The organism is Streptomyces sp. NPDC001401 (assembly GCF_042895385.1).
Classification (GTDB): domain Bacteria; phylum Actinomycetota; class Actinomycetes; order Streptomycetales; family Streptomycetaceae; genus Streptomyces.
This window is the reverse complement of sequence record NZ_JBIAWI010000006.1, coordinates 367010-387791: the sequence shown is the minus strand read 5'-3', so window position 1 is coordinate 387791 and position 20782 is coordinate 367010. Positions and strand designations below refer to the sequence as shown.

Here is a 20782-nt window from a genome sequence, read left to right as displayed (position 1 = left end):
CCGCCTCGGCACCGGCAGACTGCGTGTAGAAAGCGGGCCACTTCAGCCCGACACCTGCCCGTCCTGGAGCGCCGTGCCCATAGCGTGCCCTTAAGGACGGACAACCACGGTCAACAACGGGGCCACCAAGCCCCCACACCAGCAGCGACTGAACGCATCTGCGCTGGTCAGACGGTGCGAGGCTCTGCAAGCGCCGTCGCTTCCCAAGCTGAGAGCGCGAGTTCGATTCTCGTCAACCGCTCTATACGCCCCCAGGTCATAGACCCGAGGGGCTTTTCTGTCTACTGGCGCCGTGTCCTCCACGTGCATGAGCGCGACGGCAGCCCAGCCGTGAGGTCAGGACCCGCCCTTCGCCGGAGCCGCACCGCACGTTACGAGCTTGCCTGCGACGGCTACGCGGTCTTGGGGAAGTGGGGTGCGTTCCCGCGCCCGCCGCGGCAGCGGCCTGTGTCGCAGCCGGTGCGTGCTCTGGGGGTCCCCCGGCCGGAGGCTGGGGGATTGCCGGGCAAAGGCCCTCGTACCGGACGTACTTGGGTCTTTGCCCGGTGCGGCGAAGGGGGTCCCCCGCCCGAGCCGTGCGAAGCCGGTTCGAGGGTGGGGCGCGTGCCGGGCGGCGTGGGGGCGTGCCTCACTTCCCCAAGACCGCTTAGAAGGCCTGACGAACCGTAAGTTTCGGATGGTCGATGTCGGGGAGCCAGTCACGCTGCGGCGTGTAGTCCAGCCAGCGTCGGCTACGGCCGGCCTCGGTGAAGCCTCGTAGCAAGGTGTCGAGCAAGGGATGGCGGGAGGACTCGCGCCAGGCCAGCGACCACGCGTACAGCGGTGTCGGCTCGACGAGCGGTATGCAGCGCAGGCGCGTGTGGTCCGGCAGCGGCGCGTCGGCGGGGAAGAGGGTGAAGCCGTCGGGCTCGGTGCGGAGGTGCTGCACAAGGTGGTCCAGGCCCAGATTGGGGCCATCGTGCCGCCGAGTGATCCGGAATTCGTCGGCGAAGCGGCGCAGGAAGTCCAGCCGACTCAGTTCGGCCGGGCACCACAACACGCTGTCGCGCAGGTCGGCCGGGCGCAGTGCGTGGGCGCCGGCCAGCGGGTGAGAGGGGCTGACCACCGCATCGACGGGTTCCAGCCGCACCAGCCGCTGGGTGAGTCCTGCGTCCCGGCCGTCGGGCAGTGGGTGCACCCGGCCGAATCCCAGATCCGTGTCTCCGCGCAGCAACGCCCCCGCGACTGACAACCAGTCACGTCCGGGGCTCGGCTCCCACCGCACCGGGCCGAGCTCCTGAACCGCGTCGGCAACAGTGCGCATCGGCGCGTACAGATGCCCCCATGTGTCGATCCGTACGACCGGACCGGCGCCCGTCACCGCCGCGATCGCGCGCTCGCCCGCCGCCAGCGCCTCACGCGCGGCCGGCAGGAACCGCTCCCCCGCCTCGCTCAGCCGGGTGCCGCCCCGGCGCTCGAACAACCGCACCGCCAGCAGCTTCTCCAGCCGCGCGATGCGCTTGGACAGCGCCTGCTGGCTGGTGTTCAGCTCGGCGGCGGCGCGCCCGAAGTGCAGCGTCCGGGCGGTCGCGACAAAAGCCCGGACCAGCGCGAGGTCGAGGTCCATGCTGCTGACCATATGCGACAACCCCAAGTTGTCGGCCAGGCAGCTTCGTTGTTGGCACAGCCGCCCCTCCACCCGGTCGGATGGTCCCAGAAGACACCACCGAGGACCACCGAGGAGATGACCACGATGAAGGCCTTCATACCGACCGGAGATCCCGCCGAGCCGGTCGTGCTCGCCGATGTCCCAGAGCCGACACCACGCCCCAACGAGGCTCTGGTGAAGGTCGAGGCGTTCTCGGTCAACCGGGGTGAGACGTTCAAGCTGGAAAAGCCCGCCTCCGGCGATCGCCCGGGCAAGGACATCGCGGGGCTGGTGGTGCAGTCGGCCGCCGACGGCAGCGGACCGTCCGGGGTCACCCGGGTGGTCGGCCACCCCATGGAAGGAGGCTGGGCAGAGTACGCGGCTGTGCCGACCGACGCGCTCGCCGAGCTGCCGGACACCGTCTCCGTGCTTCAGGGCGCGGCGCTGCCGCTGGCCGGGCTCACCGCCCTGCGGCTGCTGCGCGCTGCCGGACCGGTGCTGGGACGGCGGATCCTGCTGACCGGTGCCTCCGGAGGCGTGGGCCACTTCGTCACGGAACTCGCAGCCGCCGCCGGGGCCCAGGTCACCGCTGTGACCAGGAACGTCGATCGCGGCGCCCGGCTCACCGAACTCGGCGCCACCGAGATCGTCCAGAACGTCACCGCCGCCCAGGGCCCTTACGACATCGTGCTGGAGTCGACCGGCGGAGAGACTCTCTCCCTCGCACTTGCGCGGCTCGCCAGGCGCGGCACGCTGATCTGGTTCGGGCAGGCCAGCCGCACACCGGCAACGCTCGACTTCTTCGACTTCTTCAGCGGACCCGAATCGGCTGTCGTCCGCCATTTCCACTACCTCGACGCGGACAGCCGCCTCGACGACGACCTGGCGGCGCTCGTCCGGCTGACCGCCGAAGGCCGCCTGCACCCCGAGATCGGCCGCGTCACGGACTGGGCCGACACCGCGACCGCCCTCACCGACCTGCGCGACCGCCGCATCCGCGGCAAGGCCGTCCTCACCCTTTCCTGATCCACGCCCAGACGACCGGACGCAAGAACAACCGAAGGAGCACACCCATGACCACCAGCGACCCCAGGGCCGTCGTCATCCGCTACGTCGAGGCCGTCCGCGACGGCGACGCCGACGTCATCCACGACAGCTTTTCCGACGACGCGACCTGGCACTACCCGGGCGACCTGCCCATCTCCAAGGTGTGGCACGGCCGCGACGAGATCATCAACGAGTTCCTCGGCAGCATGGGACCGGTCCTGGTCCCCGGCACCATGGAGATCGAACTGGTCAGCACGATCGCCGAGGGCGACCGCGTGGTGGCCGAATGGACCTCCAAGGCCACGACCGTGTACGGCGGCACCTACGACAATCGCTGCATCGGCATCTACACGGTGCGCGACGGCAAGATCGCCTCCGTCATCGAATACGCCGACACCAGGCACGTGGCCGCAGCCCTCTTCCCGGGCGCCGACGCCCACCGTCCCGCCGGCACCGAGTGAGCCGCACGGCCGGCACCGCCGACGTCCGTGTCTCGTGTGGTTCGAAATCCGTGCCCACTGCGTGCCCGTAAAAGCGGACAACCACGGTCAACAGCGGTGTGATCGGGCGCACGCAAAGGCTTCGGCACGAAGAATCCACACAGGTCAGCACCCATGTGGCCGCCCAAGCGCCGTCGCTTCCCAAGCTGAGAGTGCGAGTTCGATTCTCGTCACCCGCTCTTCTTGAAGCCCCAGGTCAGTGGCCTGGGGCTGGGGTCTTGCCGAGGGTTGTCCGGCGGTTTTCAGCACGCCAGGCGCACGAATATCGGGCACGTGGGGGCACGAGAGCGAGCGGTGGCCGCACACCTCATGCTCCCAGCATCGAAATGCGGCATTGACCTGCGGCTTCACGGTTCGCCTCGCAAGCTCCTCGCTCCGGAAGACCTCAGCTTGTCGTTCCCTCGGCAAGTCTGACGGGTGTCGTGTGCGCAGTGGAGGCGATGGTTGCCGAAGTCCTTGACGGCGGCCGGGACTTCAATGCCGGAAGCCTCGTCACAGTGGAAGGGTGCCCGGTCGCAGCCGGGGCCGCTCGGTGGCGATCCAAGTGAGCGGGCTCGCCCCGCAACGGGCCGCTCATCGGCCCGATCGGGCGGTGCGTGCGGCCGGGCGGTGGCGGAAGGCCGAGCGGGTCAGCAGCCAGGCCCAGGTGGCCACCAGCAGCGGCCGGATGTGTTCGGCGGCGCAGTGGGTGGCGCCCGGCACGATCCATACCGTGGTGTTCGGGAGGGTGGCCAGGCGGGTGGTGTCGCCGCGCGGGATGAACTGGTCGTGCGCTCCGTTCGCGGCCAGCAGGGGTACGTCGTTGTCCGCGGCGGAGTCCAGCAGTCCCTGTCGGCGCAGCGAGAACTCGGCCAGCATGACGTCGGTTCGGGGCGCCTCGGGGAGGGTGGCCAGGCCCAGGGCGTTGCCCAGGATGCCCGGCATGCCATATGGGAGGGCGAGCACGTCGATCGGCTCCTCCGGCTCGGCCGCGCCGGTCGGGCCGCCGATGTCGACCGCCGCGTCGACCACGCCCCGCAGGGCCAGTTTGACCGCCCAGTGGCCGCCGAAACTCAAGCCCAGGTAGGCCACGGGTTCGCCGGGGCGCCAGCGCCGTATCTCACCGACGAGCGCGGTGAGGAGGCGGTCGCCGTCCGGGGTGAGGGGGCCCGGTGCCTCGCCGGTGCCGGGCATGTCGACGCAGACCACGAGCAGGCCGGTCGCCAGCGCCGTCGCCACCGCCATGCGGTGCAGCTCGACCTTCCAGGTGTCGACCCCGCCCGAGAGCACAAGCACGCCGGGGCGGCGCCGGTGGCGGCGGGCCATGAGGTGGACGGGGAAGGGGACCGTGCCGCCGTCCAGGGGCAGCTCCACGGTCCCGCGCGCGAAGCGCACCGGGAGGCGGCGGCCGGCGGTCGCCCGTGCGTAGGCGGCGCGCTGACGCTCGTACGCCTCGTGCCGTTCGGGGGTGGCCAGGGCCGGGAAGCGGGCAGCGCCCCAGAGTTGGGCCGCGCGCAGCCACTCCCCGGCGGTCTCCGCCTCCTCGGCCAGCTGCGCCCAGACCGGCACCCAGCCACGCGGGCCCGTTTCCCACATGTCGGTGATACCGGCCCGCGCCCTGGCGACGGTCCGGGCGGGAATGCCCCAGGCAGCGAACTGGCGGGAGCGTTCGTCGAAGAGCTCGGCGGGAGCGATGTCGAAGGTGAGCACCGCCCTAGAGTGGGCGCGATCCCCGGGCTCCACAACTCGCATTGGACAGTCTGTGCCCCCACCCGCCACACCCCGCAAAAGGCCACGTCAGGAGCGGTCTCAGGAGACCTACGACGCCATCGTGGAGGCCGCTGCTCAGCTTTTCGAACGGGACGGCTACGCCAGGGCGACGACGAACCGGATCGCCGAGCGCGCCGGGGTGTCCATCGGGTCCCTCTACCAGTACTTCCCGAACAAGGACGCGCTGCTGTACGCCATCGGAGAACAGCACGTACGGCACCTGCAGGCCGAACTCGCCCATGTCGCGGGGGAGTTGCGCCGATACCTGCCTCCGCTCCCCGCATGTGTGCACGCGCTGGTGCAAGCCCTGGCCGACCTGCACCTGGCCCGCCCCCGGATGCACCGGCTGCTGTACGACCAGGCCCCGCGGCCGGCGGAGGCCGCCGCCCAACTGCGCGAGGTGCAAAGGGACATCGCCGCCGAGGTCGAGTTCCACCTGCGCCGGCTGGGAGTGGGCGGCCCCGACCCGGACCTCACGGCGATCCTTCTGGTGCAGGGCGTGGAGGCGCAGCTGCACGGGGCACTGCTCGACCCGCAGCCGGGGCACCCGATCGAGGAGGTGATTCGGACAGTGGAGGCGCTGTGTCTGAAGGCCCTCACACCGTGACGCCCCCTGGGAGCACACGCACTCGCCCCGCTCCTTCTTGTGTACTCATTGAGATGTCAGTGAGCCGGGCAGGCGGGCCCGTTGCCCCTGGTCACCGCAGCAGCCCATGCCACGGTGAGCCCCTGGCCGGGAACGGTGCCGGCCCCACTCGACGGCCCCGGGGGCGGCGCTCACCTGGCTGGACACACACCGCAATGGCCTGATGGGCGCCGTACGGCACTCGGCCCGGGTCGGCCAAGCGGGTCGGGCGAAGTACCCTGCGGTTCGGCAGCGCCCCGAAGGGGCGCGGGGCAGCATCCATCTGCGGCTTCGCCGCGGGGCGCGACCAGCCACGATGGCGCCGCAGACGACCGACGGCACATCGCGGCACATCCAGCGGAGCGCTTAGCACTCCTCGTGCCGGCGTCTGACGGATCTCATGTGGCCCCTTTGCCTCCGATCACGTCCGTCCGAGATGTGGATCGAGGCGCACCGGCTCGGTCTCGAAGCGGCGCGCGGGAGCGGATCGAGGCAGGGTGAGGGCCGCGTGCTCACCTCCGGCGCGATCGGCTTGCGCAACGCCGGCCGGTATCCGGAGGCGGCCGACTGGTACCAGCACGCGCTGGAGCCGGCCACAGCCGACGACGTACGCCAACAGGCGCAAGCCGTAAGCGGATTGGGACACGTGAGTCTCCTGGCCCACCGGCTCGACGATCACTGCTGTGGACGTCACCCCCCACGCGACGAACGAGACCTCGCTCGCTTTGCAGAGGCGCTTTGCCGAAGCGGTCCCGGCGCTCGTGGTCGGCAAGAACATCGACGACGTGAATCTCGACCGCGTGGCGGGGAACAGCCACACGCCCGCCGGATTCAACGACGCGCTCGAAAAGATCAAGGCCGAAGCCTCCGGGTGAGACCCCGAAACCCGGCACCGCTTGGGGTCCACCCTGCGGTGGGGTCGGCGACACCTGGAGCCCCTGCCGCCACGGCGAAGGCCCGGGGCGGCCTGCGTTCGGCCGCCCCGAGTGCCCTTACGCTTCGGGGATCGCCATGCCGAACGCCTCAAGGGTGATGCTGTCCGGCTCGGGGCCACCCCGCACGCCGGTATTCAGCGCGTCGATCGCGGCAAGCTGCTCCGTGGTGAGCTCGAAGTCGAAGACGTCGAAGTTCTCGGCAATGCGCGCGGGCTTGGTCGACTTCGGGATCACCGAGCGGCCCTGCTGCAGGTGCCAGCGCAGCATCACCTGCGCGGCCGACTTGCCGTGGCTGCGCGCGATGTCGAGCAGCGTCGGGTCGTCGAAGGTGCTCTTCTCGCCGCCGCGGTAGGAGGTGATGCCTCCGATGGGCGACCAGGCCTGCGTCACGATGCCGTTCTGGGCATGCACCCGCTGCAGCCGCATTCAAGGATCCGCAGGAAGCGTGGGTGGCCACCGGGGCGATCGCCTTCAGCTTCCTGTACGACACGGCGACGGTCGGGGCGAAGACGCCGCTCACCCCGCGCGACCTGGTCGACCCGAAGTGGAAGGGCAGGATCGCCTCGGCCTACCCCCACGACGACGACGCGGTCCTCTACCTCTTCACGCTGTACGCCCGCACGTACGGCTGGGACTGGGTGGCCAGGTTCGCGGTGCAGGACGTGCAGTTCGCGCGGGGCAGCAACTCGCCGGGCGACGCTGTCCTCGGCGGCCAGAAGACGATCGGCGTCGGCACCGCCGGGTCCGCCGTCAGCTCCTCCCCGGTCACGTTCGCCATCGGCGCCGGCCACCCCTTCATGGGCTGGGGCCAGCGCACGGCGATCCTCAAGCAGGCCAGGAACTCCACGGCCGCCAAACTCTTCCTCAACTGGCAGTTGTCGAAGGAGATGCAGAGCGGCTCCTTCAACGGCTGGTCCGTCCGCACCGACGTCACCCCGCCGTCGGGTCTGAAGCGGCTCTGGGAGTACCCGAACGCCCACGTGGACGGCTTCCCCCGCTTCATGGCCGACCGCGCCGGGGTCGAACGCTGGAAGCAGACCTTCGCCCTGTACTTCGGCGAGGTCAAGGGCGACCCGACACCCGGCTGGCTCGGACTGCATCCGGGGGCGTAGAGGCTGATGTCCATGGTCGCCCCGGCCCTCCAAGGCATGATCGGTACGCTGCTACCGGGACGACCAGAGGGGCGGCGCGACCGTGGGCGAGCAGGCGGAGATCACGACGGCGAAACAGGCTGCGGATCACGAACTCATCCTGGCGTTCGGCCGCCTGCAGGGCGCGGCCAACCGGCTGGAGTACATCCTCGGCCGGGCGCTCGAGGTGGAGTGCGGCATCAGCCACTTGATGTTCGAGGTGCTGCTGATCCTCGGCCGGGCGGGCGAGCCGGGACTCTCCATGCGGGCCGTCGCCCAGGAACAGGTCCTGACGACGGGCGGCGCCACCCGACTGGTGGACCGCATGGAGGCGGCAGGGCTGGTCGAACGGGCGGAGGACCCCGACGACCGACGCGGTCGGCTGGTGCGGCTGACCGCACAGGGCGAGGAGACGGTCGTACGCGCGTCGCTGGTCCACCTGGAGAACATCAAGCGGTACCTCGTGGACCCCCTGCCCGCGGGCGACCGGAAGCGGTTCGCGGAGGATCTCCGCATCCTCAGCCACACAGCCCGGGATCTGCTGCCACGCCTGCCCTGACCTGCGGACCAGCGGGGACGCTGATGCAATGACCTCAGCCGCGCCCATGTGACCCAGGCCACAAGCATCAGGAAATATCTGACGCGTCAGTTACTGTTTTGTCAGATGAACCGCTCGCAACCGGCGGGCGCCGCCCCTCTCCCGAGGTTCTCGATGAAGCTCGTCTACGTCTTCGATGCCTACTGCGGCTGGTCGCACGGGTTCTCCGGAACCCTGAACGAGGTCGTCTCCCTCCATCCCGAGCTGCCGGTCGAGGTCGTCTCCGGCGGCCTGTTCACCGGGTCACGCCGGGTACCGATCCGCGAGTTCGGATATGTCCAGGGCGCGAACGCCAAGATCGCCGAGCTGACCGGTGCCGAGTTCGGCGAGGCGTACGAGCGGCTGATCGCCGATGGCTCGTTCGTGATGGACTCGGAGGCCGCCGCGCGTGGTGTCGCCGCCCTGCGCCAGGCAGCCCCGACCCGTGCGGCGGAACTGGCCGTTGCCCTGCAGCAGGCCTTCTACGTCGACGGCCTGAGCCTCTCCGACTCCGTGACCTACCGGAAGGTCGCCGAGGAGGCCGGCCTGGACGCCGACGCCGTGGTCGCCGCCTTCGAAGGGTCCCAGGTGCGGGTGGCGGCGGGCGCCGACTTCCACCGGTCCGCCTCGCTGGGTGTCACCGGCTTCCCCACGCTGCTGGCCGTCGACGGCGACTCGGTCACCCCCGTGGCTCATGGCCATGCCACCGCCGACGAGGTCGACCGACGGCTGGCGACTCTTCGTACCCGCTGAACCTCCCCCGTCCCCACCACCCTTCTCCCCTCTTCCCGCAAGGAGTCATCCATGAGCACCCTGACCTTCAAGGTCCTCGACCTGGACTTCCCGGCCGGCAGCAAGAACAAGACCGCCACCCTCGTCACCGGCGAGAACGAGGCACTGCTGGTCGATGCCGGCTTCACCCGCGCCGACGGCCACCGCCTGGCCGCCGAGATCCTCGACTCGGGCAAGCTGCTGACCACCGTCTTCGTCAGCCACGCCGACCCCGACTTCTACTTCGGCGCCGAGGTCCTCGCCGACGCCTTCCCGGACGCGACGTTCGTCGCCACCCCGATCGTCATCGAGCACATCCAGCACTCCTACGAGGGCAAGCTCAAGGCATGGGCCGCGCTCGGCCCGAACCTGCCGACCCGTCTGGTCGACCTCACCCCGCTCACCGGTGACCTCACCCTGGAGGGCCACCGCTTCGAGCTCAAGGGCGGCCCGGCCGGCCTGCCCGACCGCCACTACCTGTGGCAGGCCGAGCACCGCGCCCTCCTCGGTGGCGTCCTGCTCTTCCAGCGGGAGCACGTCTGGGTCGCCGACACCCCCACCCCCGGCGACCGCGCCTCCTGGATCGACCTGCTGGACGAAATGGCCGCGCTCCAGCCGGAGTTGGTCGTGCCCGGCCACCGTCTGCCCGACACCCCGGCGGACGCCTCCGCCATCGCCGCCACCCGCGACTACCTCCTCGCGTTCGAGGAGGAGCTCGGCAAGGCCGCCGACGGTGCCGCGCTGACCGAGGCGCTCGTCAAGCGCTACCCCGACAACGGCATGCTGATCGCCGCCCAGATCGGTGCGAAGGTCGCCAAGGGCGAGATGAAGTGGGGCTGACCATGGCCGAGTTCGCGATCTCCACCGCCCCCGCTGACGTCGTACGGCGTCAGTACCTGGCCTCCGCGGCCGGTGATCTGGAAGCCCTGCGGGCCACTCTCGCCCCGGACGTGGAGTGGACGGAGATGGCCGGCTTCCCGCTCGCCGGCACCTACCGCACCCCCGACGGGGTGACCTCCAACGTCATGGAGAAGCTCGGCCAGGACTGGGACCGCTGGGCCGCCCACGACGACACCTACGTCGTCGACGGCGAGAACGTCGTCGTCCTCGCCCGCTACACCGCCGTCAACAAGGCCACCGGTAAGCCGATCGACGTCCGCGTCGCCCACCACTTCGTCGTACGCGGCGGACTCATCGTGCGCTTCGAGCAGTTCGTCGACACGGCGCTCGTGCGGGAGGCCATGGCCGACTGAGCGGTTCCGGTTCCGGCGGCGGTGCAACTCCCCGCCGCCGGAACCCCATCATGGGGCGGTCAATCCAGGTACGGGAGCCATCGTGCTGCTGGTCGGTGACCAGATCGGCCACGGTGGTCTCGGCTGGGTTTCAGCCGACGCAGGGCGACGGTGCCGTTCCCAGTGCCGGGCGCCAAGGAAGCGCACCCTCGCCAACAGCGCATCGTCAACATCATGAACAGCCTTCCCGTCTGCCTCCGCCCGTCCATCGTCGGCCCACCGGGCGTGACCCTTGCCTGCTCATCCGGACGGTGCACCAGCAGTTCGACCGAGAGCAGCAATGCAACAGGCGGCCACCCGGCCACCGACACCGGCTTCCATTTCAATGCCGGCGCTGCCGCGATGCTCAGCCCCAGGCCGTCACCGGCACGAACGAACTGTCCTGCCGGAACAGATCCGTCCCAGCCGTCGCGTCCACCCGCAGCTGGTAGTTGTAGTGCCGCAGGTAGTACCCGGGATAGTTGTACGACTCCCAGCGGATCGAGCCCGACGCCGTACCCGACCTCGCGATGAACGTCGCATCCTTCGCGAACGTCGACGTCCCGTCGTTCGCGTCGAACCGCCCCCGGAAGTCGTAGTGCCGCAGGTAATTACCGGACGCATCCCTGAAGGAGAAGCCGTTCGAGTCGGCCAGGCCCGCCACGACCGTGAAGGTGGACGCCGCCTTCTCCGCGCTCGTGCTGGAGCTGGTCACCACCGGGAGGTTGAGCAGCGAGGACTGCTCCTGCCAGTAACGCGTCGTGTAATTCGCCGACTGGAACGAGCGCGTGACGTTCTTCGCGAGGGTCGGGCCGCCCGACACCGTCTCCTTGATGACCGTGAAGTGGCGTGCCGTGCCGGAGATCGACGGGAGCGCCTTCGGAGTGGTCCACGTCGCGAAGGTGTCGTAGCTGTCGCTGTAGTAGTAGTTGCCGTCGCCGTAGCCGTCGAAGAAGATGCGCCAGCCGCCGTTGTCGAGCTGGATCACGGACGGGCCCTCGCGGTAGCTGCCCCAGCCCGCCCAGTCGCCGGTCCTGGTGATCGTGTAGGGGCCGGTGAGGCTCGACGCCGTGCCGTACTCGATGTACTTCGCCGTCTCGTTCTTCGTGAACGCGTGGTAGGTCGAGCCGATCTTCACTATGTACGTGTCAATGTGGTTGGAGCCGATGCCCGAGAGGGCGACCGGTGAACTCCAGGCAGTGAGCGCGGAGTTGGTGGCCTTCAGCAGATACGGCGTGAAGATCCACTCGTCGCTGGTCACCGAGCAGGACACGATGACGTTGACGCTGCCGTCGCTGTCCACGAACCACTCCGGCGCCCACGCCCGGGACAGGCTGGTGATCGGGACCGTGTAGTCGTACAGGAACGTCCAGTTGACGCGGTCGGAGCTGCGGGCGAAGCCGATGGTCGTGCTGACGTCCTGCCAGGTGTGCGTGGTGTAGGTGAGGTAGTAGTAGCCGTCCGTGTGCTTGAAGACGCTCGCGTCGCGGATTCTGTTGCTGGGCGGGGTGTAGGCCGAGGACTGGACGAGGCGGAAGTCGGTTGCGTCGTCGGACTGGTAGACGTTGACCGTGCCGTCGTTGCTGTTGAGGAACGGGACGATGGTGTAGCGGGTGGCGGAGCCGGCGGCCGGTGCCGCGGCCGATGCCGTGCCGAGCAGGCCGGGCAGTTCGCCCAGTACGAGCGCCGAGGCGGGCAGGGCGGCCATCGCGCGCAGGAGGGCGCGGCGGGACGGGGTGGGGGGTCGAGTGCTCACGTGCGGCTCCTTGGTCCAACCGAAAACCATGATGTCCGGAATATCGAACACAGTTCGGCAAGCCGGTCAGAAGGTAAAGGTGAGCCCTGTGTGCGTCAATGGTTTGAGCAGGGCTGGATGACACCTGTGTGACGGTTGTGTTCCTGTCGAATTGCCGCCGAAGGAAGGGATGTTCGAGATTCCGTACCGTGGTGGCCCGCCGGACGTTACCGTTCAGTAGACAATGCCGTCCCGGAGAGGTGTCCCGTATGACGCTCGACCGTGCCGCAGGCCTGGCGGAGTCCGCCCGAGCACTCGCCGCCGGGGAAACCTCCTCCCGGGCGCTCGTCGAGGAGGCGCTCGCGCGGATCGAGGCGACCCAGCCCTCCCTCAACGCCTTCCGGATCGTGCGGGCCGAAGCCGCCCTCGCCGAGGCCGACGCGGCGGACGGGCAGCTGGCCGCCGGGGTGCAAAAACCGCTGCTCGGCGTCCCCGTCGCCGTCAAGGACGACATGGACGTGGCCGGCGAGCCGACCGCCTTCGGCTGCGACGGAGACTTCCCGCCGGTCGCCGAGGACGGCGAGGCCGTACGGCGGTTGCGGGCGGCCGGGGCCGTCATCGTCGGCAAGACCAACACCTGCGAGTTCGGGCAGTGGCCCTTCACCGAAGGGCCCGCCTTCGGCGCGACCCGCAATCCGTGGAATCCGGAGCACACTCCCGGTGGCTCGTCCGGCGGGTCGGCCGCCGCCGTCGCCGCCGGGCTGGTGCCCGCCGCCCTCGGCTCAGACGGCGCCGGATCCGTGCGCATCCCCGCCTCCTGGACCCACCTCGTCGGCATCAAGCCGCAGCGCGGCCGCATCTCCACCTGGCCGCGCGGCGAGTCCTTCCAGGGCATCACCGTCAACGGCACTCTCGCCCGTACGGTCGCGGACGCGGCCCTGCTGCTCGATGCGGCGAGCGGCAACCACGAGCGCGATCCGCACCAACCGTCGGCCATCCGCGCGTCCGAGGCCGTGGGCCGCGAGCCCGGGCGGCTGCGTATCGCGCTCTCCCTCAAGCCGCCGTTCACCGCGGTGCCCGCGCGCCTGCAGCCGGAGGTGCGCGCCCGGGTGCTCCAACTCGCCGAGAAAATCAGCGCGTTGGGGCACGTCGTGGAGGAGGCCGACCCGCCCTACGGGCAGATCGGGCTCACCTTCGTCCCCCGCGCCACCGTCGGCCTGGCCGAGCGCGTGGCCGAGGCGCCGTTCCCCGCGCTCCTGGACCGGCGCACCCGCGACGCCGCCCGGCTGGGCCGACTGCTCGGCGGGGCGCCGCTCAGGGCGGCGCGGCGTGCGGAGGCGGTGCTGCACCGTCGTATCGGCGCCTTCTTCGAGTCGTACGACGTCGTCCTCGCACCGACGACCGCCGCTCCCCCGCCGCGCATCGGCGCGATGCTGCCGCTGAGCGGTTTCGCCACCGACCGCGCGATGATCGCCGCCTGCCCGTATGCCTGGCCGTGGAACGTGCTGGGCTGGCCCGGGGTCAACGTGCCCGCCGGGTTCGTCAGCGGCGGGCTGCCCGTCGGGGCGCAGCTGCTCGGGCCCGCGGGGAGCGAGCCGTTGCTGATCTCGCTGGCCGCTCAGTTGGAGGCGGAGCTGCGCTGGCACGAGGCGTGGCCGCCGCAGCGGGCCGTCACGGATTCCCCGGCGGCGTAGGCGGGTTCGGACCGTACCCTGTGACCATGGACGATGCGTCGATGGTGGGGCTCATGGGGCGGGTCACCGGCACGGTCGGGCCAGGGCTCGTCGGCGAGGTGATCGTCCGGGTGCGGGGCGGGGCCGAGCACTTCCTCGCCTATCCGGCCACGGGGACGGCGCGGATCGAGCGCGGCACGGTGGTGATGGTGGTGGAGTACCTGCCGCCGAGAACCGTCTATGTCACTGAGGCCTACGACAGTTGAGTCACCACTTGAAGTAACACGTGAGCCCGCTTCCGCGCAGGTGAGAGCGCCTTCCAGGGCCTGTGCGTCAAGATTGCAACAAGGATTCGTCAGCGTCTTCACCCGGGCTTCGCGCAGGAGCACACTCCCTTCGTTCGGTGCCGAAAGGGCACCATGCAAAGGGGGCGTATGCCGATGGTTGTCGGCGTCGTTGCGGGAGTGGTGGTCGCCGCCATTCTCGTTCTGATCGGTCTGTTCAAGCTGATGTGGCGTGTCGCGGAACCCAACGAGGCACTGATCATCTCCGGCTCCAAGCACAAGACGGAGGGGCTCGGGGAGGGCATGGGATTCCGCATCGTCACCGGACGCGGCACGCTGGTGCTGCCCGGTGTGCAGGCGGTGCGCAAGCTCTCGCTCGACCTGAACGAGACCGAACTGCATGTGGACTGCGTGACCCACCAGGGCATTCCGCTCAAGGTGCGGGGCGTGGTCATCTTCAAGGTGGGCGACGACTTCGTGTCGATCGCCAACGCGGGGCGCCGTTTCCTCGACCAGCAGAAGCTGATGGCGGAGCGGGTGCACAACGTGTTCGCCGGTCATCTGCGGTCCATCGTCGGCGGGTTGACGGTCGAGGACATGATCCGCGACCGGGAGAAGCTCACGGGGCAGACCCGGGCCGCCTGCGGCACGGAGATGGAGAAGCTGGGACTGATCGTGGACTCCCTGCAGATCCATGAGATCGAGGACCCGACGGGGTACATCCAGAACCTGGCCGCGCCGCACGCCTCTGCCGTGCAGCGGGACGCGCGGATCGCGCAGGCGGAGTCGAACCGGCTCGCCACCGAGGCCGAGCAGCAGTCGTTCGCGCGGATGGCGGAGGCGACCCGGGACAGCGAGATCCTACAGGCCGGCTACCAGGCCCAGCGGGACAAGGCGGCCGCAGAGGCGCGGCAGGCGGGTCCGCTCGCCGACGCCGCGGCCCGGCAGGAGGTCGTCGTCCAGGAGACCCGGGTCGCCGAACTCGAGGCGCACCGCCGGGAGCAGCAGCTCCAGGCGGACGTCCGCAAGCCCGCGGACGCCAAGGCCTACGAGAAGCGCACGCTGGCCGAGGCCGAGCGCGACGCGCGGATCTCGGCGGCGCAGGCCAAGGCGAAGGAGACCGAGCTGGCGGCCGCCGCCGAGGCGACCCGGGTCAAGACGGCCGCGGGCGCCGAGGCCGAGGCGACCAAGGCACGGGGTGCCGCGGCCGCTACGGCGACCAAGGCCACCGGTGAGGCCGAGGCGGCCGCCGCGCAGGCCAGGGGTCTGGCGGAGGCCGAGGCGACCAAGGCCAAGGGTCTCGCCGAGGCGGAGGCCATCAAGGCGCGGGCCGCGGCCCTCGCCGAGAACCAGGAGGCGGTCGTCGCCCAGCAACTCGCCGAGAACTGGCCGGAGATCGTCAAGGCCGGCGCGTCCGCCTTCGGCAGCGTCGACAACATGGTGGTGCTCAACGGCGCGGACGGCATGGCCGACATGCTCGCCAAGGCACTCACCATGGGCGGCACCGGCCTCGGCCTGGCCCGCCAGCTGCTGGCCTCGATGAACCAGAACGGCCAGGCCCCGAACGGGACTTCGCCGTCCCTGAACGGGATCTCGGCACCGCCCTCGCAGAAGGTGCCGGTGGAGAAGGAGGGATAGCCGGACGGCTTACGGCACCTGGGGTCCTCGGTCTGTTTCGAGGGCCCCAGGCCCGTTTGTACCCCCGTGCGCTTCGAGCGCCCTCTTGCCCGCTCCGCCGTCACGCGGAGAGCATCGGCCCTGTGCCCGGTCACATGTGCAACTGGAGGAGGACACCCCGATGTTCGAGTCCCTGAAGAACCTCAAGGACAAGGCGGAAGACGTTGCCGAGGCCCATGGCGAGGCCATCGGCGAAGGGTTGGAGAAGGCGGGCGATCTCGTCGACGACAAGACGGACGGCAAGTACAGCGACCAGATCGACACCGGCGTGGTGAAGGCCAAGGACCTGGTCCAGCGCCTGGGCGAACAGGCCTCGGACGACTCCGACTGACGGGTCCTCTAGGGTGCCTGCGTGACTGCCTTTACCGATGAGAACGTCCCGGGCCGCTTCGGCCCCACCGCCACCACCGAGGCCGACCCCCGCCAGGTCGGCAGGGTACGCACCGAGTACTCCCCCGCGCACGACGGCGACCCCGACCCCGGCGAGATCGTGTGGACCTGGGTGCCCTTCGAGGAGAACGACGGCCGCGGCAAGGACCGCCCGGTGCTCGTCGTCGCCCGCGAGAGCGCCGGTACCCTGCTCGCCGTGCAGTTGTCCAGCAAGCGGCACGACGCCGACCGGGAGTGGGTGGCGATCGGCAGCGGGCCCTGGGACCGGTCCGGGCGCGACTCCTGGGTCGACGTCGACCGGGTGCTGCGGCTGCACGAGGACGGCATGCGCCGGGAGGCCTGCGCGCTGGATCGTGGGCGTTTCAATCTGGTGCGGCAGCGGCTGGCGGAGCGCTACGGCTGGAGCTGAACGCGCGGCCCCGGCCTGACCGCACAACAGCGTTCTGACCGGCCGGGGCATCGCATGCATCAAGCTGGTTCGGGTTGCGGTTGCGGTTGCCGCACCGGTGCGACGACCGGTTCCCAGGCCCTGGTGGTCCGTACGTAGCCGTAGACCACTGAGATCAGCGCCAGGATGAGAAGCGGCCCGAACGCCCACGGGTGCTTGGCCATCTCCAACGGCAGCCAGCGATACGCCACCAACAGCGCGACAAAGACCGCGGCGCCGTAGGCGACCAGCTGGATCCCTGATCGATCCCAGCCGCGGTCGTACGCGCGCAGAGCTGCCTCGATGGTGAGCGTGAACACCATGCCGGCTATGAGATCGGCGCCGTAGTGGTAGCCGAATCCCAGCGTTGCGCAGAGCGTGGCAATCAGCCAGAACGTGCCTGCGAAGCGCAGAATGCGCGGGCCCTTCCGGGAGTGAATGAAGATGGCGGTGGCCCATGCGGTGTGCAGGCTGGGCATGCAGTTGCGTGGGGTGAACTTGTCGAATTGCATGGGGTGCGGGGCATTGAGCGACGGCAGCGTGTGCGGCCATATGTCGGCCACCGCGAAGTGCACGGAGGGCAGCGCGTCCGGCCCCATGTCGGGGCTCGGCCAGTGGTCGACGCCGGCGCCGTACGCGAAGACCGGTCCCACCACCGGGAAGATCATGTAGATGGCCGGCCCGAGCAGGCCGATCACCAGGAACGTGCGCACCAGATGGTGGGTCGGGAAGCGGCGTTCGGCCGCCACGTTGCGCAGTTGATAGAGCGCGACGACGACAGCGGCAACCGCGAGCTGGCCGTAGACGAGGTCGAGGACGTGGAAGCCGATCGGGCCGGTGGCCTTGACGATCCGGCCCACCAGCCACGACGGGTCGCCCAGCGCGCGATCGGCGGTCGCCACGTACTGGTCGAGCACCGTCGGGCGTGCCTTCGAGGTGATGAGCAGCCAGGTGTCGCCGGTCTTGCGGCCGGCCACCAGCAGCAGGGCCAGGCCGACGCCCTTCAGCAGCAGGACACGTTCCTGGCCGGTGCGGCGCGTGACAGCGATGACCGCAAAGCCCAGAATCACCCACAACGCGCCGTTTCCGAACGGGTGGTGGCCGTCGGTCACCTTGACGTCGAACGCCCACCGCTCCAGCAGGAAGACGCTGTCGATGCCGATCGCGATACCGGCCGCGATGAATCGTTGCCGCCGGGTGAGCACCACCATCATCAGCGCCATGCTGCCGTACAGGAGGAAACCCGACTTGGGGGGAAGTATTACCTCTTGCACCTGGGTCGTGAGCGGCCCCGGCAGTCCGTATTGGCGTGCGGCAATCTCCAACGTGATGAGGAATCCGAGGACCACCACACCCGCTGCGGTCCACAGTATCGTCCGCGGCTGAGACCACGTGGCGAATGAAATTCTGCGTCTTATTCGCGGAGACAACCGCGATTCACTAGGTATCAATTGGTTGGCCGATTTTTTAGACTAATGGTTGGTCAGGTCACTTGTTGTGCTGGATGGCATGGTTTTTCGGTTGAGGGCGGTCAGGCGAGCTCGAACATGCTATCGGGCCGTGCAAGTGGGTTTCGCTGGTCACGGGCAGTCTCGCGACGCCCGCACCGCCTGAGAAGACCGGTTCAGCGCGATCGAGGTTGTCTCGTGTCGGAGGCCGATGCCGAGCAGACCGACCCCCAGGGCGCACGGTGTGCCCTCCCGGTCACAGCAGTGCCGTCAGGCGTTGAACGCTGCGGCTGCCCTCACGCCGTACGCCCAGGGGGATCAGCGCGGCATGGGCCGGCAGGCGCACGCCACCGGTGAACGCCACCCGAGTGCCCGGGCCTTCTGGCGTCGCCGCCACGCCGAGCAGCAGGAACCGGCTCTGCAGCCAGCACCAGCCGGGCCGCTGCACCCCGCGCAGTCGTGCCCGCATCCCGTACTTGCTGCGCGCCAGCGCCTCTACGCGCTCGCCCTGCCGACGGACGACGCGCAGCCGCTCCATGTCGGGCACGACCTGCCCCATAGCGCCCTCCAGGTCGCCCAGCAGGGCCCAGACCCGTTCGAAGGGGGCGTCGATGTGCGCCTCGGTCACGTGGGCGCCGCGGATGCCGCCGGCCAGGGCGTGCAGGCGGCGCACGGGGTCGAGGTCAGTTGTGGGCCAGGGCTCGTTCATGACGTCCACGCCTTCCGGAAGGTGTCGCGGGCCCGGTGCAGCCGCGACTTGACGGTGCCCGTGCGCACGCCGAGCAGGGCGGCGGCGGTGCGCTCGTCCAGGCCCTCGACGTCACGCAGCATCAGCACCGCGCGGTGCTCGGGGGAGAGCCGGTCCAGTACGTCCCTGATGTCGGCGGAGAGTTGGGGGTCGCCGCGGGCGGGGAGCGCGCTGAGATCGGCCGGAACGGTGCGGGCGGCACGGTGCGCGGTGCGGATCGCCTCCCGTACCGCGATGGCACGGACCCAGCCGCGCAGTGCGGCCGGGTCCTTCAGCGTGCGCAGCGACTTGAAGACCGCCACCAGAGCCTCCTGCGCAGCGTCCGCGCCCTGGCCCAGGGCTATGGGAGCGCAGACGCGGCCCACGTACGGGGCGAGGACATCCAGGAGTTCGGCCATGGCGAGGGTGTCGCCCCGCTGGGCGGCTCGCACGAGCCGGGCCGTCCGGTCATCGGGGCGTTCATCAGGCACGGGCCGCATCCTTCCACCGCGCCACGCGCAGAGCGGCGACGGCCAGGACGGCGCACAGCGGGGTGTAGAGGAGGAAGTTGAGCAGGTAGAAGGCGGTGCCGGCCTCCTTGGCGAACAGCCAGTAGATCCCCGCCAGAGCGCGCAGCGAGAGGCCCGCGGCCACGGCCAGGGTCCCGACGCGGTAGAGCACGCAGCGGGGCCGGCGAGAACCGGCGAGGACTAAGCCGGCGGCGGTGAGAAGCAGGGCGACAAGAGGAAGCAGGACCGGTGGCGTGAACGGCACGTCCGTCCCGAGAACCGCGTACGACAGGCTCGTGTCGTCGGCCGCGGGCCAGGTGGCTCCCGTCGTCCAGTACAGGTGGAGCACAGCGTCCGCAGCGAGCACCGAGGCGACGAGCGCGGCGGCACGGGTCGGGGCGGGGGTCGCGGGCCGGTACGGCATGGGTTCTCCTACGTCAGCGAGCGGATTCCGTCGCCCTGTTGAGGAGCCGTCCACGCGAAACGTTCCCTCGGAGTACGTGAATTTTCCGGAGGCGTGCGACGACGGCCTCGCCTGCCCGGCGGTCCACCGCCGCCGCCCCGGCAGGCAGATCGGCCGCGTCCGCTGAGGCCGTTGCGGGAAGCCGTCCCGGAACGAGGCACCGGGCACAGGTGAGATGGCATCGCTGCGGGAGCCGACGAGAAGTATTTTCCTCGGGTCCGGAACGCGGACCGTCTCTCGCTCGTCTTCCAGGACGAGTCCCCCGCAGCATCCCCCGTCTGCGGGGGACTCACCTTTCCGGCAGGAGCTGACGCTCCGGAAACGCCCGTACGAACGCGCCGCGGACCGTGTTGCCCGTCGTGCGGTCCAGGATGCCGAAGGCCACGTGCTCGAAGGCCCGGGCGAATCGGCCGTCGGGGCCGAGCAGCGCCCGGAAGGCGCCCGCCACCTGTGCCGGGTCGTTCTGGAAGACCCCGCAGCCCCAGGCGCCGAGCACCAGCCGCCGGTAGCCGTGGGCCGCGGCCGTCTCCAGCACCCGCTCGGCGCGGACGGCCAGGGCCTGCGGCAGCTCGGGGACGCGCTGCGGCGCCGTACGCCTGATCACTCCGGCGTTCGGGGCGGCGGCGGTCAGGAAACCCGCGGTGTACGGCTCGTCCAGCAGGCGGCCGCGGTCGTCGCGGAAGACGGGCACCGCCGGGGAGTGGATGACCCGGTCGGTGTAGAACGGGTCGCGGTGAGTGCGGTGGTGGTCGTAGAACTCCGGGGCCTCAAGCAGGCACGTGTGCAGGGCGGAGGCGCGGCACAGGGCCTCTTCCTGGGCCTGGGCGCCGTTGAGGAAGCCGCCGCCCGGGTTGCGGGCCGAGGCGAAGTTCAAAACCGCCACCGTCCCGCCGAGCCGGCGCGCCGCCTCCAGGCTGCTCTCGCCCGTGACCTCGAAGAACGTGTCGGCAGCGGCGGTCGGTGACACCTGCACGGGGTCCGGCCCGTGCATCCGCGTACCGGCCCGCGCCGCCTCCACCGCCGTAGCAATGGACACCTCGCGCCCGTCGGACGCCTGATACGCGCCCGCCGCCACGATCTGCTCCGTCTGCTGCGCTATGCCACGCAGGCGCGCGCTCATGGCGCAACCCCCGTGTGCGCCACGCTCGCGCGCCGTGCGCGCTCCCCCGTCGTGCTCATGGACCGATCCTGGGCGATGCTGGACATGCGGTGCAACA

The 20782-nt window shown here is 70.1% G+C and carries 22 protein-coding genes and 1 pseudogene; 14 read left to right on the top strand and 9 right to left on the bottom strand.

Features of this window, described 5'->3' with window-relative positions; all coding sequences use genetic code 11:
• Positions 1-646 precede the first annotated feature (646 nt).
• A complete protein-coding gene (locus ACFY10_RS23010) occupies positions 647-1606 on the bottom strand; it encodes a LysR family transcriptional regulator (protein ID WP_390667028.1) in 960 nt (319 codons plus the stop codon).
• A 126-nt stretch (positions 1607-1732) separates the two neighbouring features.
• Here ACFY10_RS23010 and ACFY10_RS23005 point away from each other — a divergent pair, with 126 nt between their 5' ends.
• Positions 1733-2653: a zinc-binding dehydrogenase gene (locus ACFY10_RS23005; RefSeq protein WP_390667120.1), complete on the top strand. Its 921-nt coding sequence runs from the start codon at positions 1733-1735 to the stop codon at positions 2651-2653.
• Positions 2654-2700: 47 nt separating this feature from the next.
• Positions 2701-3135 (top strand): nuclear transport factor 2 family protein, encoded by a 435-nt coding sequence (locus tag ACFY10_RS23000; protein ID WP_390667027.1) that lies wholly within the window; start codon positions 2701-2703, stop codon positions 3133-3135.
• A 612-nt stretch (positions 3136-3747) separates the two neighbouring features.
• Here ACFY10_RS23000 and ACFY10_RS22995 read toward each other — a convergent pair.
• Positions 3748-4863 carry an alpha/beta hydrolase gene (locus ACFY10_RS22995; RefSeq protein ID WP_390667026.1) on the bottom strand — a complete coding sequence of 372 codons (1116 nt, stop codon included), beginning with the start codon at positions 4861-4863 and terminating at the stop codon, positions 3748-3750.
• Positions 4864-4984: 121 nt separating this feature from the next.
• On the opposite strand from ACFY10_RS22995, the gene ACFY10_RS22990 reads away from it, so the two are divergent.
• Positions 4985-5530 carry a TetR/AcrR family transcriptional regulator gene (locus ACFY10_RS22990; protein ID WP_390667025.1) on the top strand — a complete coding sequence of 182 codons (546 nt, stop codon included), beginning with the start codon at positions 4985-4987 and terminating at the stop codon, positions 5528-5530.
• Positions 5531-6231: 701 nt separating this feature from the next.
• Complete coding sequence (locus ACFY10_RS22985; protein ID WP_390667024.1) at positions 6232-6423, top strand: hypothetical protein; 192 nt, start codon at positions 6232-6234, stop codon at positions 6421-6423.
• Positions 6424-6540: 117 nt separating this feature from the next.
• Here ACFY10_RS22985 and ACFY10_RS22980 read toward each other — a convergent pair whose 3' ends face one another.
• Positions 6541-6903 carry an aldo/keto reductase gene (locus tag ACFY10_RS22980; RefSeq protein ID WP_390667119.1) on the bottom strand — a complete coding sequence of 121 codons (363 nt, stop codon included), beginning with the start codon at positions 6901-6903 and terminating at the stop codon, positions 6541-6543.
• A gap of 2 nt (positions 6904-6905) precedes the next feature.
• On the opposite strand from ACFY10_RS22980, the pseudogene ACFY10_RS22975 reads away from it, so the two are divergent.
• From ACFY10_RS22975 to ACFY10_RS22955, 5 genes and pseudogenes are all read left to right on the top strand, one after another.
• Positions 6906-7595, top strand: a pseudogene (locus tag ACFY10_RS22975) (ABC transporter substrate-binding protein); the annotation flags it as partial.
• A gap of 82 nt (positions 7596-7677) precedes the next feature.
• Positions 7678-8172: a MarR family winged helix-turn-helix transcriptional regulator gene (locus ACFY10_RS22970; RefSeq protein WP_390667023.1), complete on the top strand. Its 495-nt coding sequence runs from the start codon at positions 7678-7680 to the stop codon at positions 8170-8172.
• A 153-nt stretch (positions 8173-8325) separates the two neighbouring features.
• Positions 8326-8943, top strand: a complete 618-nt coding sequence (locus ACFY10_RS22965; protein WP_390667118.1) for a DsbA family protein — start codon at positions 8326-8328, stop codon at positions 8941-8943.
• Positions 8944-8994: 51 nt separating this feature from the next.
• On the top strand, positions 8995-9801 hold the full coding sequence (locus ACFY10_RS22960; protein WP_390667022.1) for an MBL fold metallo-hydrolase: 807 nt from the start codon (positions 8995-8997) through the stop codon (positions 9799-9801).
• 2 nt (positions 9802-9803) lie between these two features.
• Positions 9804-10214, top strand: a complete 411-nt coding sequence (locus ACFY10_RS22955; protein ID WP_390667021.1) for a nuclear transport factor 2 family protein — start codon at positions 9804-9806, stop codon at positions 10212-10214.
• A 385-nt stretch (positions 10215-10599) separates the two neighbouring features.
• Here ACFY10_RS22955 and ACFY10_RS22950 read toward each other — a convergent pair whose 3' ends face one another.
• Complete coding sequence (locus ACFY10_RS22950; RefSeq protein WP_390667020.1) at positions 10600-11988, bottom strand: glycoside hydrolase family 43 protein; 1389 nt, start codon at positions 11986-11988, stop codon at positions 10600-10602.
• A 248-nt stretch (positions 11989-12236) separates the two neighbouring features.
• Between ACFY10_RS22950 and ACFY10_RS22945 the strand changes: the two genes are divergently transcribed.
• The 5 genes from ACFY10_RS22945 to ACFY10_RS22925 all read left to right on the top strand — a co-directional run bounded on the left by ACFY10_RS22945 (position 12237) and on the right by ACFY10_RS22925 (position 16400).
• A complete protein-coding gene (locus ACFY10_RS22945) occupies positions 12237-13661 on the top strand; it encodes an amidase (RefSeq protein WP_390667019.1) in 1425 nt (474 codons plus the stop codon).
• A gap of 26 nt (positions 13662-13687) precedes the next feature.
• Complete coding sequence (locus tag ACFY10_RS22940; protein ID WP_275772530.1) at positions 13688-13906, top strand: hypothetical protein; 219 nt, start codon at positions 13688-13690, stop codon at positions 13904-13906.
• A 168-nt stretch (positions 13907-14074) separates the two neighbouring features.
• Entirely contained in the window at positions 14075-15562 is a 1488-nt protein-coding gene (locus ACFY10_RS22935; RefSeq protein WP_390667018.1) for a flotillin family protein, read from the top strand.
• A 160-nt stretch (positions 15563-15722) separates the two neighbouring features.
• Positions 15723-15932: an antitoxin gene (locus tag ACFY10_RS22930; protein ID WP_390667017.1), complete on the top strand. Its 210-nt coding sequence runs from the start codon at positions 15723-15725 to the stop codon at positions 15930-15932.
• Between the two features lie 21 nt (positions 15933-15953).
• Positions 15954-16400, top strand: coding sequence for a type II toxin-antitoxin system PemK/MazF family toxin (locus tag ACFY10_RS22925; protein WP_390667016.1), 447 nt, complete (start codon positions 15954-15956; stop codon positions 16398-16400).
• Between the two features lie 59 nt (positions 16401-16459).
• Here the strand turns inward: ACFY10_RS22925 and ACFY10_RS22920 are convergent, their stop codons facing one another.
• From ACFY10_RS22920 to ACFY10_RS22900, 5 genes are all read right to left on the bottom strand, one after another.
• Positions 16460-17791, bottom strand: coding sequence for a phosphatase PAP2 family protein (locus tag ACFY10_RS22920; RefSeq protein WP_390667117.1), 1332 nt, complete (start codon positions 17789-17791; stop codon positions 16460-16462).
• Between the two features lie 331 nt (positions 17792-18122).
• Complete coding sequence (locus tag ACFY10_RS22915; RefSeq protein WP_390667015.1) at positions 18123-18575, bottom strand: SRPBCC family protein; 453 nt, start codon at positions 18573-18575, stop codon at positions 18123-18125.
• Positions 18572-19093 carry an RNA polymerase sigma factor gene (locus ACFY10_RS22910; protein ID WP_390667014.1) on the bottom strand — a complete coding sequence of 174 codons (522 nt, stop codon included), beginning with the start codon at positions 19091-19093 and terminating at the stop codon, positions 18572-18574. Before ACFY10_RS22910 ends, ACFY10_RS22915 begins: the two co-directional genes overlap by 4 nt.
• Positions 19077-19526, bottom strand: a complete 450-nt coding sequence (locus tag ACFY10_RS22905; protein WP_390667013.1) for a DUF3995 domain-containing protein — start codon at positions 19524-19526, stop codon at positions 19077-19079. The genes ACFY10_RS22910 and ACFY10_RS22905 overlap by 17 nt, the downstream gene beginning before the upstream one ends.
• A gap of 328 nt (positions 19527-19854) precedes the next feature.
• On the bottom strand, positions 19855-20685 hold the full coding sequence (locus ACFY10_RS22900; protein WP_390667012.1) for a TIGR02452 family protein: 831 nt from the start codon (positions 20683-20685) through the stop codon (positions 19855-19857).
• Positions 20686-20782: the final 97 nt, after the last annotated feature.

Coding starts and splice junctions, on each gene's coding strand:
- ACFY10_RS22945 (WP_390667019.1), top strand. CDS start 12,237: ATGACGCTCGACCGTGCCGCAGGCCTGGCGGAGTCCGCCCGAGCACTC.
- ACFY10_RS22900 (WP_390667012.1), bottom strand. CDS start 20,685: ATGAGCGCGCGCCTGCGTGGCATAGCGCAGCAGACGGAGCAGATCGTG.
- ACFY10_RS23010 (WP_390667028.1), bottom strand. CDS start 1,606: ATGGACCTCGACCTCGCGCTGGTCCGGGCTTTTGTCGCGACCGCCCGG.
- ACFY10_RS22965 (WP_390667118.1), top strand. CDS start 8,326: ATGAAGCTCGTCTACGTCTTCGATGCCTACTGCGGCTGGTCGCACGGG.
- ACFY10_RS22960 (WP_390667022.1), top strand. CDS start 8,995: ATGAGCACCCTGACCTTCAAGGTCCTCGACCTGGACTTCCCGGCCGGC.
- ACFY10_RS23005 (WP_390667120.1), top strand. CDS start 1,733: ATGAAGGCCTTCATACCGACCGGAGATCCCGCCGAGCCGGTCGTGCTC.
- ACFY10_RS23000 (WP_390667027.1), top strand. CDS start 2,701: ATGACCACCAGCGACCCCAGGGCCGTCGTCATCCGCTACGTCGAGGCC.
- ACFY10_RS22955 (WP_390667021.1), top strand. CDS start 9,804: ATGGCCGAGTTCGCGATCTCCACCGCCCCCGCTGACGTCGTACGGCGT.
- ACFY10_RS22915 (WP_390667015.1), bottom strand. CDS start 18,575: ATGAACGAGCCCTGGCCCACAACTGACCTCGACCCCGTGCGCCGCCTG.
- ACFY10_RS22905 (WP_390667013.1), bottom strand. CDS start 19,526: ATGCCGTACCGGCCCGCGACCCCCGCCCCGACCCGTGCCGCCGCGCTC.
- ACFY10_RS22910 (WP_390667014.1), bottom strand. CDS start 19,093: ATGCGGCCCGTGCCTGATGAACGCCCCGATGACCGGACGGCCCGGCTC.
- ACFY10_RS22930 (WP_390667017.1), top strand. CDS start 15,723: ATGTTCGAGTCCCTGAAGAACCTCAAGGACAAGGCGGAAGACGTTGCC.
- ACFY10_RS22935 (WP_390667018.1), top strand. CDS start 14,075: ATGCCGATGGTTGTCGGCGTCGTTGCGGGAGTGGTGGTCGCCGCCATT.
- ACFY10_RS22940 (WP_275772530.1), top strand. CDS start 13,688: ATGGACGATGCGTCGATGGTGGGGCTCATGGGGCGGGTCACCGGCACG.